14 protein-coding genes are annotated in these 17862 nt (G+C 40.1%); 1 reads left to right on the forward strand and 13 read right to left on the reverse strand.

The window, feature by feature from the left end; all coding sequences use genetic code 11:
* The 13 genes from QZ620_RS09365 to QZ620_RS09425 all read right to left on the reverse strand — a co-directional run.
* A partial coding sequence (locus QZ620_RS09365) for a LamB/YcsF family protein (protein ID WP_295181019.1) occupies window positions 1–181 on the reverse strand: 181 nt, incomplete at its 3' end.
* Window positions 178–1398, reverse strand: a complete 1221-nt coding sequence (locus tag QZ620_RS09370; RefSeq protein WP_295181020.1) for an Nramp family divalent metal transporter — start codon at window positions 1396–1398, stop codon at window positions 178–180. The genes QZ620_RS09370 and QZ620_RS09365, both read right to left, overlap by 4 nt.
* Window positions 1395–2555: a DUF2891 domain-containing protein gene (locus QZ620_RS09375; protein ID WP_295181022.1), complete on the reverse strand. Its 1161-nt coding sequence runs from the start codon at window positions 2553–2555 to the stop codon at window positions 1395–1397. The genes QZ620_RS09370 and QZ620_RS09375 overlap by 4 nt, the downstream gene beginning before the upstream one ends.
* A gap of 113 nt (window positions 2556–2668) precedes the next feature.
* On the reverse strand, window positions 2669–4207 hold the full coding sequence (locus QZ620_RS09380) for a YifB family Mg chelatase-like AAA ATPase (protein ID WP_295181024.1): 1539 nt from the start codon (window positions 4205–4207) through the stop codon (window positions 2669–2671).
* A gap of 153 nt (window positions 4208–4360) precedes the next feature.
* The gene (locus QZ620_RS09385; RefSeq protein WP_141877295.1) at window positions 4361–5218 is read right to left on the reverse strand and encodes a BadF/BadG/BcrA/BcrD ATPase family protein; all 858 of its coding nucleotides are present in this window, start codon (window positions 5216–5218) and stop codon (window positions 4361–4363) included.
* A 78-nt stretch (window positions 5219–5296) separates the two neighbouring features.
* Complete coding sequence (gene gap / locus QZ620_RS09390; protein ID WP_141877294.1) at window positions 5297–6295, reverse strand: type I glyceraldehyde-3-phosphate dehydrogenase; 999 nt, start codon at window positions 6293–6295, stop codon at window positions 5297–5299.
* A gap of 16 nt (window positions 6296–6311) precedes the next feature.
* Window positions 6312–7298: a 6-phosphofructokinase gene (pfkA, locus tag QZ620_RS09395; RefSeq protein WP_295181026.1), complete on the reverse strand. Its 987-nt coding sequence runs from the start codon at window positions 7296–7298 to the stop codon at window positions 6312–6314.
* Between the two features lie 125 nt (window positions 7299–7423).
* Window positions 7424–8869 carry an alpha-amylase family glycosyl hydrolase gene (locus QZ620_RS09400; protein ID WP_295181028.1) on the reverse strand — a complete coding sequence of 482 codons (1446 nt, stop codon included), beginning with the start codon at window positions 8867–8869 and terminating at the stop codon, window positions 7424–7426.
* Window positions 8870–8874: 5 nt separating this feature from the next.
* Window positions 8875–10743: a glycoside hydrolase family 13 protein gene (locus tag QZ620_RS09405; protein WP_295181030.1), complete on the reverse strand. Its 1869-nt coding sequence runs from the start codon at window positions 10741–10743 to the stop codon at window positions 8875–8877.
* Window positions 10744–10792: 49 nt separating this feature from the next.
* Window positions 10793–13099 carry a glycoside hydrolase family 65 protein gene (locus tag QZ620_RS09410; RefSeq protein WP_295181032.1) on the reverse strand — a complete coding sequence of 769 codons (2307 nt, stop codon included), beginning with the start codon at window positions 13097–13099 and terminating at the stop codon, window positions 10793–10795.
* Entirely contained in the window at window positions 13099–13779 is a 681-nt protein-coding gene (gene pgmB / locus QZ620_RS09415) for a beta-phosphoglucomutase (RefSeq protein ID WP_295181034.1), read from the reverse strand. Before pgmB ends, QZ620_RS09410 begins: the two co-directional genes overlap by 1 nt.
* A complete protein-coding gene (locus QZ620_RS09420; RefSeq protein ID WP_295181036.1) occupies window positions 13766–15199 on the reverse strand; it encodes an MFS transporter in 1434 nt (477 codons plus the stop codon). Before QZ620_RS09420 ends, pgmB begins: the two co-directional genes overlap by 14 nt.
* 129 nt (window positions 15200–15328) lie before the next feature.
* A complete protein-coding gene (locus tag QZ620_RS09425; protein ID WP_295181038.1) occupies window positions 15329–16357 on the reverse strand; it encodes a LacI family DNA-binding transcriptional regulator in 1029 nt (342 codons plus the stop codon).
* 222 nt (window positions 16358–16579) lie between these two features.
* Between QZ620_RS09425 and QZ620_RS09430 the strand changes: the two genes are divergently transcribed.
* Window positions 16580–17862: carboxypeptidase-like regulatory domain-containing protein (locus QZ620_RS09430; RefSeq protein ID WP_295181040.1), on the forward strand; the 1283-nt coding region annotated here is incomplete at its 3' end.

A 17862-nucleotide genomic window follows, 5' to 3' on the forward strand; every position in this document is an offset into this window, starting at 1 on the left:
GATGAGCTCCAATTTCTACGTTATTTTCAAGAGCCAGCCTTACAGTTCTATGCATCGTTTCGAGGTTCCCAGCATGCCCTCCACAGGCAATATTGCAAGCAGAAATATGTGGCATTAACTTTTCGTCAAACTCTCCACCTTCTCCAAGATCACAATTTATATGGATGGTTTCTTTTGTCATAGACTCTGTATTACTATGTAAATTGATTTCGCCCCGAGGAATATTGCCAGGGCAATTACCAAGATACCAATTATGTTTTGAAAGGCTGAATTTCTGAATTTCCCCAAAATTGATTCCTGATTGAGGATCCATAAGAGAAATATCGCAATGACAGGAAGCACAATTCCATTTGCCACCTGCGCAAACTGAATGATCTCGACCGGTTTTATCCCCAAGGAACTAAACAATACACCAAGGATAATTATGCTCATCCAAACTGCTTTAAACCTCCAATTGGCCATTCCGCCCTTCCATCCAAGACAACCCTTCACAACATATGCCGCCGCCAAAGGAGCTGTTATGGACGAGGTGATTCCGGCTGCCAGTAATCCGATTGTAAGAAATGTAGTGGCCATATTTCCAAACAATGGCTCCAGTCCTACTGCCAGACCAGCTACATCATCAATGGAGCTCAATCCGGATGAAGCTGCGCATATTAGGATTGCCATGGAAACCAGGCCACCCAGAATAATCGAAAATACTAGTTCACTCTGTACAGTTTTAAGATGATTAACGCCAGTCCATTTCTCACCAACCAAAGATGCATGCAAAAAAAGATTGTAAGGCACTACGGTAGTTCCCACCAATGCGATGATTGTTATAACTTCATCACTTATGGAAGTCGGCACAAAGCCTCGAAGAATTCCAGACCAGGATGGCTGCGTAAGAAAAGCTGTGATAATGAATGCCAGGCTCATTAAAACTACCAATCCTATAAATACTTTCTCCAGCTGCTTATAACTTCCGAGGTAAAGCAGTAGAAATGCGGAACCTCCAATTATAAAACTCCAAAGATTGATGACATTTCCAGAAATTGATATTTCCTCAATAGGCATGATACTTTGCACACCCATGACCGCCCCAGATATATTCCCAGCTTCGTAAGCTGCATTTCCCATTACAATTGCAGAAAAAATTAGAATTAGCGCTACTAAGCGGAGTACCGGAGAGGTTATGGATTGTCGTATGGAATCACTTAGACCTTTGCCCGTTACCAAACCAAGCCTGGCAGACATTTCCTGCAATACGATACAGGCAATTATTGAAACCAGTAGAGCCCATAGCAGACTATAACCAAATTCCACACCTGCAAGACTACATACGGTAACGGTTCCAGGACCAATAAATGCAGCAGAAACAAGGATTCCAGGACCTAGATTTCTGAAGAAGTTTTTCATTTTTCGGGTTGCTTTCCAGATTCCTGTAAAGCATAAATCGCAAACGTACCCAGCCAATGACCACCTTCATAAGCGTCACCGGATACATTTGGAAAAGAATAGGCCACATGCTCATTAGCGAGAGCTCGTAAATGACCGAATTTTTCAGGATATTGATTAGCAAGACCAGAAAAAATCCACGCTCTGCTGAAGTTAAGACCATCGAGATGAACTAGTTTACCATCAGTCCTATCTGAAACTTCACCAACTTCCATCTCAAAATCTTCGTTTTTCAATTCGGGCATAAAATCTTCGATCCAAAGGTTGAAAGCACTCTTTGGAAGAACTCTTCTCATGATATCCACTTCTGCCAGGCAGGGAGAAATAAAGTCGTATCCTCCTGGTTCCCAGCTTACCGGGCAGTTGTCGTCATTCAGGAAGAAACTCTGTGCACTTTTCTTGACCACTTCCATTAATTCCTGGTTTTCGGTTGCTTCTGCATAATCATATGCAAAAGTAAGCCCGAATGCAGTATTGGTATGCTCTCCTACTCTTACCGGGTAATTTAACTTCGGAAGGAATTCAATGAATCGCGTCGTTATTAAATCTGTAAGTGGTTGAAGATTTGCGGCAAGTTCCTTTCCAAGAGGATCTTCCCAGGACTTAAGCTCCTGTGACAACTTCAGCAACCATGCCCAGCCATAAGTACGTTCATATGCTGTACTTTCTTTACGATTGAAGTATGCAACCTCTCCTTCAATATTTTCTGAAGAGAGAGAGGTTTTCAATTTTTCACGAATCTCTTCATTCTTCTCTAGATCCGGGAATTGCTTCAACAAACTCACCAATGACCAGTGTGCGTGAACGGACGAATGCCAGTCAAAACACCCATAAAAGGCTGGATGTAAAGCTTTGGGTTCGTCCATCGCCTCTGCATTTTCGAGAGTTTGCCCCAATTTATTAGGGTATTCTGTATTTAAACAACTTAATGGTAATTCCGCAAGATTATTGGCTTCAGTAAGATTTAATGTTACTTTATCGGTGGTTTTGAGTGCATCTGGCAGGATACTCTCAGTTATTAAACTGTCAGTATCTCCAGAATTTTCAACAGGATCTTCTGAATTTCCTTTACAGGATAAAATAAGCAAACATACGGAGGCTAAAAGAAGTTGTTTCATTGGTTGTAATTGCGTCTCTTTCGGTGAATTTCGAAATTTACAGATTGATTTAGTAGGTTTAATCCAAAAATATAAAAAACAGGCAAAGGTTTCGTTAATTAAAACTCAAGATATTAACCCAGCCATCCTTCCCTGTCCAGACTTCTATATTGTATTGCTTCACTTATATGCTCTCCCTGTATTTGAATACTACCAGCCAGATCTGCAATCGTTCTGGAAACTTTTAAAATACGATCATAAGCCCGGGCAGAGAGATTTAGTTTTTCCATTGCCGTTTTCAATAAAGTCTTCGACGCATCATCCAATTGGCAATGCTCTCTTATCTGCCTTGGACCAATCTGGGCATTATAATGTACATTTTCAAGATCCTGAAATCTTTCAGATTGGATGCTTCTTGCCTTATTTACTCTCTCCCGAATAGATTTACTGGATTCACCTTTTCTTTCTTCACTAAGTTTATCAAATGGAACCGGAGTCACTTCTATATGAATATCGATTCTATCGAGTAACGGTCCGCTAATTTTGCCCAGGTATCGTTGCATTTCATAAGCAGATGAAGATACAGGCGCATCTGGATCATTGAAATAACCGCCTGGGCTTGGGTTCATACTGGCGACAAGCATAAAACTGGAAGGATAGGTAACGGTAAACCGAGCTCTGGAGATGGTAACTTCGCGATCTTCCAGAGGTTGGCGCATAACTTCCAGGACACTTCTCTTAAATTCGGGAAGCTCATCCAGAAACAGGACACCATTATGAGATAGCGAAATCTCACCCGGTTGTGGATATCCACCCCCACCAACTAAAGCTACATCTGAAATTGTATGATGCGGGCTCCTGAATGGACGTTGAGCCAGTAGACCGACATTATCTTTGATTCGCCCAGCCACACTATGTATTTTGGTGGTTTCCAGCGCTTCCTGCAAAGTCATTGGCGGCAGGATGCTAGGCAACCTTTTGGCAAGCATCGTTTTTCCCGCACCCGGTGGACCTATAAGTATAATATTATGGCCTCCCGCAGCAGCAATCTCCATACATCTCTTGATAGATTCCTGGCCTTTCACATCGGCAAAATCATGCTCAAGATTGTCAAGATCCTGGAAAAAAGTTTCCCTGGTATTGATGATCGTAGGCTCCAATTGCTTACCTGAATGAAAAAAATCGATAACTTCCTTGATGTTACTTATTCCGAATACATCCAGACCTGAAACGATCGCTGCTTCTCTGGCATTTTGCTCAGGCAGAATGAAACCCTTAAAACCTTCTTTTTTAGCCTGTATTGCTATTGGGAGTGCTCCTTTGATGGGTTGAAGGCTGCCGTCCAGAGATAATTCGCCCATTATGATATACTCTGAGATATTGATCGCTTTTATTTGCTCAGATGCGGCCAGAATGCCCATGGCAAAACTAAGATCATAAGCTGAACCTTCCTTTCTTAGATCGGCAGGTGCCATGTTTACGATGATCTTTTTCCCTGGTAGTTTGTAACCGTTATTCTGAAGGGCAGCAGTAATGCGGTAGCTGGACTCCTTGACTGCATTATCTGGTAAGCCAACGAGATGGTATCCAATACCTGAGGCAATATTGACCTCGATAGTGATAGTGGTGGCATCCACACCAAAAACAGCACTTCCATAAACTTTTACAAGCATAAAATCACTTAAAATGTAGGGTCGTTAAACGCCGCTAAATGTACATTTTAAACTTATAAGTCATACATCTCCAATGGGTTGTATCGCCAAATTTTTCATAAAAAAAAAGACCCGCTATCTGCGAGTCTTTTTAATTTTTGAAAATGAGTTGTATTATTTACCGATCACATTTTGACGGTAATATTCAATTAATGCATCAATAGGTCTTCTTACGATATTTCCAACTTCGATCCCGTAAGGTTGCAGAACTGCCTTAATAATATCCTGACTGAAGTATGCGATAGAACCTATAAAATGAACAGGAACAGAAGTCACCTGTGGGTAGCTCATCACTCTTGAATGAACAAAATCTGAAAGGCCTTCGTGTAGCAACTTATAGAAGTAGCCATTACGCTCATTCGTAAAAATAAATTCTGCGAAATGTGCCAGATATGTATTAGGGTTGTCCTTACGATAAAGGTTCATCTTAATCGTATCTGAATTGAGATCGAACTTTTGCTCAAATTTTTCAGCAATCTCAGGAGGCATTCTTTTGTAGTAATAATCGCGGATCAGTCTTTTTCCGAAGTAATTACCACTGGCTTCATCCATTAGAATATAACCGAGAGATGCAACTGCCTGAGTGATATTTTCACCATCAAAATAACAGCTGTTGGATCCGGTACCAAGAATACATACGATACCAGGCTCGGTAGTCGCAGCATAAACAGCTGCTACCGTATCTTCCATCACTTTTACTTCATCTGCATTTGTGAAATAGTTCGCGATAATACTTCTAAGAAGTTCAGTGGGAGTTGGTGTACCGCAACCGGCACCATAAAAATGTACTTTTTCGATCGTATCTCTTACTTCTGCAAGTTCAGGATTTTCAGCAAGACGTTCTTCAAGAACAGCTTCCTTAAAAACAGCAGGATTCAAACCTTTACTTCTGGTTTTGAAAATCTGCTCACCTTCATTGTTCAGTAAGATCCAGTCACATTTTGTGGACCCGCCATCGGCAATCAATATCATGTTCTGAGATGGATTAAATTGAAAAGAAAGCAGTTCAGCTGTAACACCGAACTGCTATTTAGTTTTATTCAGAATAAATTATAGTGAAGCTACGTGAGCTGCAAGATCTACAAGCTTGGAAGAATATCCATACTCGTTATCGTACCATGCAATTAGTTTGAAGAACTTGTCATTAAGTTCGATACCAGCACCTGCATCAAAATTACAGGTATGTGGATCTGAAACGTAATCCTGGCTTACTACTTCTTCTTCAGTATAAGAAATTACACCTTTGTAATCTCCTTCAGCAGCCTTTTTAAAAGCAGCTTTAATCTCTTCGTAACTAGTAGACTTTTCAGTTTTAACAGTAAGATCCACTACAGAAACATCGGTAGTTGGAACTCTAAATGCCATCCCGGTAAGTTTTCCTTTTAGAGAAGGAATTACTTTAGTTACCGCTACTGCAGCTCCAGTTGAACTTGGGATGATATTCGCCATTGCGCTTCTTCCTAGTCTGAAGTTTTTCTTAGATGGAGAATCAACCGTAAATTGAGTAGATGTGGTTGCGTGAACAGTCGTCATTAGTCCTTCTACAAGACCAAACTCATCATCAATCACTTTTGCAAGCGGTGCAAGACAGTTAGTAGTACAGGAAGCATTGGAAACAATATTCTGATCTGCCTTTACATCCTGGTGATTAACTCCCATTACGAACATTGGAGCGGTTTTAGAAGGAGCTGAAATTACAACCTTTCTAGCACCAGCATCAAGGTGGGCCTGTGCGTTGTCAAGATCTGTAAAGATTCCAGTACAATCCATTACTACATCGACTCCTGCATCACCCCATTTAAGGTCTGCTGGATTTTTTTCTGAAGTAACTCTAATTTTGTTTCCGTCAACGATAAGACTTCCGTCTTTTACTTCAACAGAACCTGCGTATTTTCCGTGAACCGAATCATACTTCAGTAAATATGCCAAATGATCTACATCAAGAAGATCGTTGATAGCTACAACTTCTACTTTTTCGCTTTGCGCCGCAATTCTGAAAGCAATTCTTCCAATACGACCAAATCCATTAATTCCAATTTTAGTACTCATTTTCTTTGGTTTTTAATTATACCGAAGTGATGTCTGCCACCCTCCGTAATTCTTTATCTATTTTTGCTTCACCTTTAATAGCCGTTAGTAAATCTACATATACGACTTTCTGGTGGTGAATTCCTACCATGATCTCAGTTTCTCCGTTCATCAAGGCTTCTACTGCTCCAACTCCTAGCTTACTAGCCAGAACACGATCAAAACAACTTGGAGAACCTCCACGCTGTATATGACCTAAAACAGAAACTCTAACTTCGTATTCATCGAGATTCTCTTCTATAAATGAGGCGAGTTCGAAAATATTCTTCCCGCTCTTATCTCCTTCTGCAACCACGATGATACTGGAAGTTTTACCAGTCTTTTTACTCTTTCTTAGTGAATCCAGTAGTCTTTCTACTCCAAGATTTTCCTCAGGGATCAAAATTTCTTCAGCACCAGCACCAATACCACTATTTAAAGCAATATCACCAGCATCACGTCCCATCACTTCCACTAAGAACAACCTGTTATGGGAACTTGCCGTATCACGAATCTTATCGATCGCCTCAACGACTGTATTTAAAGCAGTATCGTAACCCAGGGTAAAGTCGGTTCCATTAATATCATTATCGATGGTCGCAGGAATTCCTACTACCGGAAAACCAAATTCTTTACTGAATAGTTGTCCTCCAGTAAAAGTACCATCTCCACCAATTACGATAAGTGCATCTACATTGTTTGCTTTAAGATTATCGTAGGCTTTTTGACGACCTTCTTTAGTCTGAAATTCTTTGGAACGGGTAGACTTCAAAAAAGTTCCTCCTCTATTGATTATATTTCTAACTGAACGTGCATCAAGTGGTTCAAAATCTGCTTCGATAAGACCTTGATATCCACGAAATATTCCTGTACATTCAAGATCATGATATGAACAGGCACGAACAACTGCTCTTATAGCAGCATTCATTCCCGGAGCATCTCCTCCGGAAGTTAGAACAGCGATGTTTCTAATTTTTTCGACCATTACCCTCAAAGCTAACTTCTTTCAAACCAATTACCTAATTTCGGAAAAAACTAAAACGTTTTCGGTTAATAACTAATAAAAAAAGCCACAATAATGTGGCTTTTTTCAATTTATTGGCAGTTTAATTACTTATTTATCAAAATTCGGTATTCCCAGCCTTTAAAACTCATCTGTTGATCTTTGGTCAGTTTCATTTCAGAATCGTTCATATAATCGATAAAATCACCTTCTATTTCTGCTGAAAATTCTACAGGTTCGGCAGTCATATTTGCTATATAATAAAGAGTTTCTCCATTCTTCTCTCTTTTGAACGCCAGCACCTTTTCATTTGCAGATGTTGCAACATCATTATAAGAGGCAGCCGACTTCCCTCCATGCAATGCCACACTGGAAGTTTTTAATTCGCCAAGTTTTTCAAGTATTGGATATACTTTGCCTTTTTTCTTCGGAATAGTATCTTTTACAAAGAACTCCAGTCTTTTATTCATGTCGTATTCCTGTCCGCTATAAATCAAAGGCATTCCCGGTAAAGTATAGATCATGGCCAGCATCGCTTCCGAAGCATCTCCCATTCTTTCTTCTACGGTTCCAGCCCATGAATTCTCATCGTGATTTGTTACAAAATTCATCAGGTAATCATCTTCCTGAAATGTAGAATCCACTTTTTCCATATAATCATCCCAGTCTTTGGCAGTTTTATCTCCCTGCGCAATGCTATTCATGATATGGTGTCCTTCCCAGTTATATCCCATTTCAAAAGCATTGTGGAATAATTCTTTAGGACTTTCTGCTTCAGCCAGCATAAAAACCGGTTTAATTTCACGCAATTCAGCAGCAATATCTTCCCAGAAATCTGTAGGAACCGAGTGTGCAGCATCTGCACGGTACCCATCAATATCGTGTTCCTCGATCCAGAAAATCATGTCTTTTTTCATCGCTTCTCTTAAACCTTCGTTGTCAAAATTTAGATCGGCAACATCTGTCCAACCCCATGGTTCTCCAGTTGCATCATTGATAGGATCTGTGATCTCACCCTTATCATTTTTAGTATAATATTCAGGATGCTCCTCGATCCATGCATGATCCCAGCCGGTGTGATTCGCCACCCAGTCAAGAATAACATACATATCATTATCATGAGCAGTTCGAACCAGTTCATCAAAATCTTCCATGGTCCCAAAATCTGGATTTACCGCCTTGTAATCTGAAATTGCATAATAGCTTCCCAGATACTTTTTACGCTCTTCCGGATCTTCAATATCCTCAATGGATTTATTTCCGGTCGCTTTCCTTTTCTTCATGGAAATAGGATACATTGGCATTAACCAGATCACTTTTACTCCAAGTTCCTTAAGCTGCGGAATGTCTTTCGTGAAGGCATCAAAAGTACCTTCTGGGGAATATTGCCTGATATTCGCTTCATAAATAATAGCCGACTCCAGCATATCGTCATTCACTGGTGCCAGTGAATCTTTTGCGGTTTCATTCTCTGCATTCTTTGGCTGATTTTTTTCATTTTTACAGGAAACAAAGAGAATCATGAGAGCCAGTATAATGGTTATTTTCTTCATGTGTATTAGTTTGAATTATTCATTTTTGTAGTGAAAAAATATGCCCCACGTGATGTAAGTTCCAGGCTTTTATCCCAGGTCATTTTTTCGTTGGTCATAAGGTTTTGAAACTGCATTCCTTCAAGTTCAAGTTCAGCAAACCTGGAAAGATTAAGATCCACAGATTCTTCATTTTTATTGAGGATTAGCACGATCGTCTCATCTCCAGAAGTTCTTGAGAGCAGGTAGATTTTATTTTGTGGTGTAAAATGCACCAGATTTCCTTCCTGGATGGCTTTACTGGACTTTCTGTAATTCAGTAAATTTTTTAGAAATTTCTGCATTTCTTTCTCTTCTTGGGAAAGTCCTTCGCCGGTAAACGCATTCCTGTCGCTATCTTTCCAGCCACCGGGAAAATCGGTTCTAATAAGACCATGATCCCCTGGTTTTGCAGTATCATTCATAAGAATCTCAGTTCCGTAGTAAATCTGGGCGATACGCGGAAGGCTAAGAATGTAACTAAGCGCCATTTTCGTATTTTCCAAATCTTCATTAAGCTGAGTATAAATCCTGCTCATATCATGATTATCCGGGAAGATCATAATATTATCAGGTGAAGCATAGGCAAAATCGTTCGCCAACCCATCGTATAAACGTTGTAATCCTGTGTCCCAGCCAGATTCCTCATTCAATCCTTTTACGATATTGCTTTGCATGGCAAAATCCATAGTAGATTTCAGATTAGAATCATATCCATTTTCAATACCATCCTGCCAGTAACGAATAAGCAGTGGGTTATTGGACCATTCTTCTCCAACAATATTGAAGTTCGGGTATTCCTTCATGATCGCTCCGGCCCATTCGCTCATAAATTCCATATCTGGATACGGATAGGTATCTTGCCGAATTCCTCCCAGCTTCAAAGTTTCCACCCACCAAATGTTGTTCTGAATAATATATTTAGCCAGATACGGGTTCTTTTGGTTCAAATCTGGCATGGTTTCCACAAACCAACCATTGCTCATCACCTTTTTATCTGCTTCGGAAGCATATAGATCCTGGTTAGCAGTTCTACGGTGATTAGAGTAAATCAACTCTTCATCATTTTCAAACTTTTCCTGGTAGTTGATCCAGTCATTAAATGGAAGATCATCCATCCACCAATGCTCAACGCCCGTATGGTTCGCGACCATATCCATGATCAATTTGATACCTCTTTCGTCTGCCTTTTGTGCAAGTTCTTTATATTCTTCCAGAGTTCCAAAACGCGGATCTACCTTATAGAAGTCGGTCATCGCATAACCATGGTAAGAGCCGGACTTCATGTCATTGATCAACAATGGAGAAGACCAGATAGCGGTAAATCCCATGTCATCGATATAATCAAGATGATCTATGATTCCCCGAATATCGCCGCCATGACGGGCGTAATCATCCTCGAGATCAATTGTTTTCTCGTTAAGACTTTCGTCCACATCATTACTATAATCACCATTAGCAAAACGGTCTGGCGTGATCAGATAGATTGCATCAGTGTTGTCGAATCCTACGAAATCTTCAGCCGCCTGTTCACGTTCTTTTAATTCGTAATCAATTATTTGAGAAGAACCATCTTCAAACTTAAAATTCAGCTTCATGCTACCGGGCTTGGCAGCTTGAGTAATTACAAGATTTACAAATAAATAATTCGGACTATCTGCTTTTTCTGTTCCCAGCACTTGAACTCCCTGGTAATTTGAAGATACTTCCGCAGCACCAACATTGCGTCCGTAGAGCATTAACTGCAAACTGTCCTGTTCAAAACCTGTCCACCAGTTTGGTGGTTCCACGCGCTCGATTTGAGCAAAAGCCTGTAGCCCGATAAGCAGACCACAAAGCAATAAAATTTTTCTCATATGTTTTCAATAAAAAAAGGCTCCCTTCCTGAAAAGAGAGCCAATATTACTAAGCTGTAATTTGTTCGTTAGGGACTAATGTAAGCTCCTTATTATTTACCTGGATATCCAGGGATTCCGATCCTTCAAGAAAAAACTCGGTCCCCTTGGAAGAAACTGAAACCTTGACAATGCGGTCTCTAAAATTCACTTTGAAAGAATAGGCATTCCAGTTTTCAGGAATCTGTGGTTTGAATGACAACTGGTCATTTTCCACACGCATACCTCCAAAACCTTCTACAATACTCATCCAGGTTCCAGCCATACTGGTAATATGGCATCCTTCCTCTACTTCTTTGTTGTAATCATCAAGATCCAATCTTGAAGTTCTCACATAAAACTCATAAGCCTGTTCCATTCTTCCCAGAACCGCAGCCTGAATGCTGTGTACACACGGAGACAATGAAGATTCATGAACCGTTAGCGGCTCATAATAATCGAAATGCTTTTCTAGTTGCTCTTTGCTGAAATGATCTTCAAAGAAATAGAATCCCTGCAGCACATCTGCCTGTTTGATATAACAGGAACGAAGAATCCTATCCCAGCTCCATTTCTGGTTAATTGGTCTATGCTTTATCTCCAGATCTTTTACCGGGATGATCTCTTTATCCAGAAAACCATCCTGTTGCAGATACACGCCATGTTCTTCAGAATACGGGAAGTACATTTTTTCAGCAACTTCTCTCCATTTGGCTAATTCGCCTTCATTAAGATCTGTTAAACCCATCACTCTCGCGTAATCTTCCTGGTGACCATCTTTAACTTTATTGATTGTTTCAAGACAATATTCAATACACCATTTAGCAAGGTAGTTCGTGTACCAGTTATTATTCACGTTATTCTCGTATTCATTAGGACCGGTCACCCCAAGGATCACATACTTATTCTTATCCTTGCTGAAGTTTGATCTTTGATGCCAGAACCTGGCTACGGCGATCATTACTTCCAGTCCTTTTTCAGGGATATAACTGAAGTCGCCGGTGTAACGCACATAATTATAGATCGCAAAGATCATAGAACCATTCCTATGAATTTCTTCAAAAGTGATTTCCCACTCGTTATGTGATTCCTCGCCGTTCATAGTAACCATCGGGTAAAGCGCGGCTCCATTCGAAAAGCCTAATTTCTCGGCATTCTCCTTGGCTTTCTGAAGGTGATTATAACGATACGTAAGTAGCTTACGTGCTACTTTCTGATCTTTGGTCGCCATATAAAAAGGAATACAATAGGCTTCTGTATCCCAGTAGGTGCTACCTCCATACTTTTCACCGGTAAAACCTTTCGGACCAATATTTAGTCGATCGTCTTCTCCTAAATAAGTTTGATTGAGCTGGAAAATATTAAATCGAATTCCCTGCTGAGCTTTTACATCGCCGGAAATTGTAATATCTGCCATTTCCCAGATCGAAGCCCAGGCTTCTTTCTGATCCTTCTTTAAAGATTCAAACCCCTTTGAAGTAGCCGAGTCAAGAACTTTGCCTGCCGCCTGAATCAGTTGCTCCTTCTTATGGTTCATATCTGAAACATAACCGGCATATTTTATAATAGCAGCCGTTTCCTGTTTCGCGGTCTTTACTTTATAAGCAAAAGAAATACGATCTTCTCCAATTGAAGAAGTTGCTTCAGTAGAAACTTTTTCGTTATTCAGTAAAATTTCAGACTGCATAAAGGTTCCAACATGGAAACCGGTTTTCAAAGTTTTACTCACAATATAGCCGCGCTCAGAGTCTTCCTTTACTTCCAGAGTTTCCCAGAATCGTTCTTCCCAGTTTGCATCTGTATTAGTAATACTTCCATCAAGATAGGGATCGAACCTGATCTCGGCATCCTGATTTAACGGAGTTACTTCAAATTTTATCGCTCCAAGCTCGTCTTCAACAATAGAAACAAAACGCAAAGCTTTTACTTCCACTACAATTCCATTTGGAAGCTCGGCTTCAAAACTTCTTGAAAGAGTACCCTCTTTCATATTCAACTCACGGCGAAAGTTTTTAACCAATTTACAATTGAACAGATCCAGTGGTTCTTCGTTTACGAAAACGTTGATACCAATCCAGTTCGGAGCATTCAAAACTTTCGCAAAATACTCGGGATAACCATTTTTCCACCAGCCTACTTTGGTTTTATCGGGGTAATAAACCCCTCCAATGTAACTTCCCTGGAAACTTGGTCCGGAATACTGTTCTTCAAAATTTGCACGCTGTCCCATAGCTCCATTTCCAATACTGAAAAGGCTTTCTGAGGATTTCACTCTACCTGAGTCAAATTCTTCTTCAATGATGGACCACTCGTCCGGCTTTATATAATCCTGATTCATTACTTCTCGTTTCTCAATAAATTTTCAATAAATTCTAGTTCGATCTCGGTAAAGTCATTAAAAACATGATCTGCTGCGCCTAGAACACTGGCAGAGCCAATACCGATACTCGTCATATTTCCTGCATTGGCCGCCTGGACTCCTGCAAGAGCATCTTCAAATACCACACAGTTATGCGCTTGTACACCAAGCTTAACTGCGGCGATCAGGAAAACTTCCGGATCTGGCTTCGCTTTTGAAACATCGGTTCCATCCACGATCGCGTCAAAATCATCATACAAATTGATCTGCTTTAAAATTCGGCGTGCATTCTTGCTAGCAGAACCTAAAGCGAATGGAATATTATTCTGCTTTAAATAGTCTAGGATTTTTCTAACGCCCGGAAGGATTTCAGATTCATCCATTTTTTCAACATAGCCCAGATAATTCTCATTTTTCAATGCCATCTGTCTGTTGAATTCTTCTTCAGAAAGTTCCATATTTCCCCAGCGTAGGATCTTTTTTAAAGATTCCACTCTGCTCACTCCCTTTAATTGCTCGTTTTGTTCCTTAGTGAAGTCAAAACCAAGATCATTAGCCAGTTTTTTCCAGGCTTGAAAATGAAATTTTGCTGTATCAACGATCACTCCGTCGAGATCGAAAATTACGGCAGCTTTTGTATTCGTTCTATGCTGGGTCATATTTAATAGCTTTTCTATCTGTAATTAATAAGTTTGAAAATGCCGCGAATAACAGGAATACACCTGCCACGGTCATTGCATGGATCGATTCTTCTCCAATAAGTTTTTGTAGAAATACAACACCTCCAAGTGCTGCGATAATTTGTGGAATCACAATAAACATATTGAAAACACCCATCATTAAGCCCATTTTTGATGATGCTACCGAACTTGACAGCATTGCATAAGGCATGGAAAGTATACTTCCCCAGGCAAAACCAATGAGTACAAAGCATACATACAGCATTTCTGGCTCACCCGGAATAAAATACATTAATAAAAACCCAGCTCCTCCTAGAATCAAACTTCCCATATGTACGAGTTTACGATTGATCGCAAATCTTGAAGTATAGAAAGTTAATAGCAAAGCAAAGGCCATGGAAGATAGACCGTAGATCCCCATTTTGGATCCTACATCATCACTGGCTTCATTGTAGCTCTTATCCTGTTCTGAATATTCCAGCCTCGCCTGGTCATCCTGAAATAAGATCACCCTGTCTGTGTCGTACTGAAGTTCTCCTTCACTATCCAACTGGGCGAATTCTTCGATCTGAGGCTTAGGTGCATTATAAATATGACTGGTAAGTGCTGGGTTTGCTAAAGTCCACATCGCAAAAAAAGCAAACCACGAGAAAAACTGAACTACACCCAGTTTTTTCATGATCTTAGGCATCAAAGCGTAGGTTCCCAGGATGGTCTTGATCATACCCTGATCTTTCTCAGGTTCATCGCCATCCTCGAATTTTTGCATTTGTTCTGGCGAATACTCTTTGGTAGTAAAAATGGTCACCAGAATAGATCCAATGAATACAACAGCTCCAACGATAAAAGCAACTCGAACCGACTCTGGAACTACTCCTGGAGCGGCCTCGTTACTAATATTAAGCACGTTATTCATGAATTTAGGGAGGTTACTGGCCACCCAGGTTCCAATTCCTATAATTAATGTCTGAATAACGAATCCATAACTTCTTTGAGAATCTGGTAACTTATCTGCTACAAGGGCGCGGAATGGTTCCATAGATATATTAATGGAGGCATCCAGCACAAGTAACAAGCCTGCAGCCATCCATACTGCAGAAGAGTATGGCATTAGCAAAAGAGCGATGGAACTAAGTATGGCTCCAAGGAGGAAAAATGGTCTTCTTCTACCTAAACTCTTATGCCAGGTATTATCGCTTAAATAACCAATTATTGGTTGCACGATAAGGCCTGCCAATGGAGCAGCGATCCATAATAATGGAATGTTGTCCTTTTCAGCACCTAATGTTTCGAATATACGGGACATGGTCGAGCCTTGAAGCGCGAAACCAAATTGTATACCCAGAAATCCGAAACTCATGTTCCAGATGTCCCAAAACTTTAAACGGGGTTTTTGCATATCGTGATTTTGATTGTTCTACGATAAGCACTAAGACTTATCAAAACTTATAAAAGATAGGAAGTAAAAATATAAGTTCTGATAAAATTTCAACTACGGCAAATATAAAGTTTTTTTAAAACGCAATAGCTATTTCCTCGATTTTGTTGAATCTCTAACCACCAGGCCGGTCTCTACAATGATAGTTTTGTAGTAATCATCTTCGGAAGGTGTGCGCTCAAGCTTTTCAATTAAAAGACGTGCAGACTCCTCTCCCATTCTCATCCCATGCTGACTCACCGTCGTCAAACTCGGAATAAATCTTTTTGACAATTCACCATCTGTAAAACCAATTACAGAGACATCATCCGGAACCTTTTTCCCCTGATCGTGTATGGATTTTACAGCAGAAATGGCAAAATGTTCATTTACAGCGAAAACTCCATCCACATCGCGTTCCTTCAGAAATGCTTCAATTTCCTTTTCACTGTCCTCCATTTCCTCGATCTTCAGAATAAGATCTTCATTTATATTTATACCATTTTCAGCTAAAGCCTGCTTATAACCATGCGTACGCAGTTTACCCACACTTACATAATCCACGGTAGAAATTAAAGCGATCTTCCTGCAGCCTATATCTATAAGGTATTGAACAGCTTTTTTCCCTCCGGTAACATCATCAATGATCACTTTATCGCAGGAAATATCCTCAGCAACACGATCAAAAAGTACACAAGGCATTCCCTGGTTGATCACTTCCGCAAGGTGGTGATAATCCCCTTTTTGCATGGTTTCCTTGGCAAGTGACAGAATAAATCCATCGGTACTTCCATTCGCCAGCATTTCCATATTCAGAACCTCTTTGTCAAATGAATTATCTGAAAGGCACACCAAAACGTTATATCCCATTTCGTTGGCCACTTTTTCCACTCCACTAATAACTGTTGTAAAGAAATGATGTACAATTTCGGGAATAATGATCCCTATTGTCTTGGTTTTCCGATTCTTAAGACTTAAAGCAATGTTATTAGGCTTATAATTATAGTGTTTTGCAAAAGCCTTGATCTTGGCACGTGTTTCTTCACCAATCTCTGAGCTGTCTCGAAGTGCTTTTGAAACGGTGGAGATAGATACATCAAGCTCTTTTGCAATTTTCTTAAGGGTAAGTTTCGGTTTCATTCTTTTCGGATAATCGTGAATTAGGCGGAATATATTTTCGATCTCGCAAAATTAGCAATATTTGATTGTGAATCTCTTAAGAAGAAAAAGTTTTCAACACGAAAACGTTTTCGTTCCAGTAATAGTTAGTTTTCGCCAAATATTGGATTTGAATTTACATACATTTAACCTCAGGAAGTAAAAGTATAAGGTTAATTTTTATCAAAAATCAATAAAAAATTTATGAGGACTTTAATTAAAAGCACATTGTTTTTGCTGTTCATGCTACCAATGAGCTTTTTTGCACAAAACACCGTTAGCGGAAATGTGACAGAGACTGCCACAGGCCTTCCGGTTCCAGGTGTGAACGTAATCGTTCAAGGTACCAGTAATGGTACAACGACCGACTTTGATGGTAATTATACCATATCTAATGTATCTAATGAAGATATACTTGTTTTCTCCTTTATAGGATTCGTAACACAACAGGTTCCTTTCGAAGGTCAGTCTACTATAGACATTACTCTTGATGAGGACTCAGCTACGCTGGACGAAGTCGTTCTTATTGGTTATGGAGCAACCTCAGAGCAGGATGCGACCGGAGCCGTTGAGAAGATTTCTTCGGAAACCTTTAACCAGGGTGCCGTAGTTGCCCCGGAACAGCTGATCGCTGGTAAATCTGCCGGAGTACAGATCACCCCGGGTGGTGGAGCTCCAGGACAGGGAGGAACAATTAGAATTCGTGGTGGTTCATCACTATCGGCTTCTAACGATCCTTTGATCGTAGTTGATGGTGTACCATTAGATCAACGTGGAGTTGCAGGTTCAAGAAACGCGCTTAACTCTATAAACCCAAATGAGATCGAAGATTTCACTATATTAAAAGATGCTGCAGCAACTTCTATTTACGGTTCCAGAGCCTCCAACGGGGTAATTCTTATTACCACGAAAAAAGGTAAAAAGGATTCTCCATTTCAGTTTACGTATGATCTAAAAACTTCCATTGGGAATGTTATAGATAAAGTAGACGTTTTAAATGCCGATGAATTTAGAAACCTGATCAACAATACTGAAGGTACAGATCCTTCTTTATTAGGAAATGCAAATACAGACTGGCAGGATGAGATCTACGAAACTTCAGTTGGAGCTATACATAACTTTACAGCTACTCAGGGTATCGGGAATTTCTACTATCGTTTGAACTTTAACCATACTGCTGAAACCGGAGTTATCAGAAAGGATTATTACGAACGTAATGCTTTTAATATCTCTTTGAACCAGGACCTTTTTGACAATTCGTTGAAACTGACTCTTACTTCGAAGAACTCTTTGGATAAGAACAAGTTTTCGAACGGTGGTGCCATTGGATCTGCAGTAGCTTTCGATCCTACTCAGCCTATTTATGATGAAACCCTTCCGTTTGGTGGATTCTTTGAATTCAACAGACTTTCAGGAGGTGAAATCACACAACAAAATCTTGCGACCAGAAACCCGATCGCTCTTTTAGAGCAAACTACAGACCAGAA

This window comes from uncultured Christiangramia sp. (assembly GCF_913046405.1).
Taxonomy (GTDB): domain Bacteria; phylum Bacteroidota; class Bacteroidia; order Flavobacteriales; family Flavobacteriaceae; genus Christiangramia; species Christiangramia marina.

Coding starts and splice junctions, on each gene's coding strand:
- QZ620_RS09370 (WP_295181020.1), bottom strand. CDS start 1,398: ATGAAAAACTTCTTCAGAAATCTAGGTCCTGGAATCCTTGTTTCTGCT.
- QZ620_RS09375 (WP_295181022.1), bottom strand. CDS start 2,555: ATGAAACAACTTCTTTTAGCCTCCGTATGTTTGCTTATTTTATCCTGT.
- QZ620_RS09380 (WP_295181024.1), bottom strand. CDS start 4,207: ATGCTTGTAAAAGTTTATGGAAGTGCTGTTTTTGGTGTGGATGCCACC.
- QZ620_RS09385 (WP_141877295.1), bottom strand. CDS start 5,218: ATGATATTGATTGCCGATGGCGGGTCCACAAAATGTGACTGGATCTTA.
- gap (WP_141877294.1), bottom strand. CDS start 6,295: ATGAGTACTAAAATTGGAATTAATGGATTTGGTCGTATTGGAAGAATT.
- pfkA (WP_295181026.1), bottom strand. CDS start 7,298: ATGGTCGAAAAAATTAGAAACATCGCTGTTCTAACTTCCGGAGGAGAT.
- QZ620_RS09400 (WP_295181028.1), bottom strand. CDS start 8,869: ATGAAGAAAATAACCATTATACTGGCTCTCATGATTCTCTTTGTTTCC.
- QZ620_RS09405 (WP_295181030.1), bottom strand. CDS start 10,743: ATGAGAAAAATTTTATTGCTTTGTGGTCTGCTTATCGGGCTACAGGCT.
- QZ620_RS09410 (WP_295181032.1), bottom strand. CDS start 13,099: ATGAATCAGGATTATATAAAGCCGGACGAGTGGTCCATCATTGAAGAA.
- pgmB (WP_295181034.1), bottom strand. CDS start 13,779: ATGACCCAGCATAGAACGAATACAAAAGCTGCCGTAATTTTCGATCTC.
- QZ620_RS09420 (WP_295181036.1), bottom strand. CDS start 15,199: ATGCAAAAACCCCGTTTAAAGTTTTGGGACATCTGGAACATGAGTTTC.
- QZ620_RS09425 (WP_295181038.1), bottom strand. CDS start 16,357: ATGAAACCGAAACTTACCCTTAAGAAAATTGCAAAAGAGCTTGATGTA.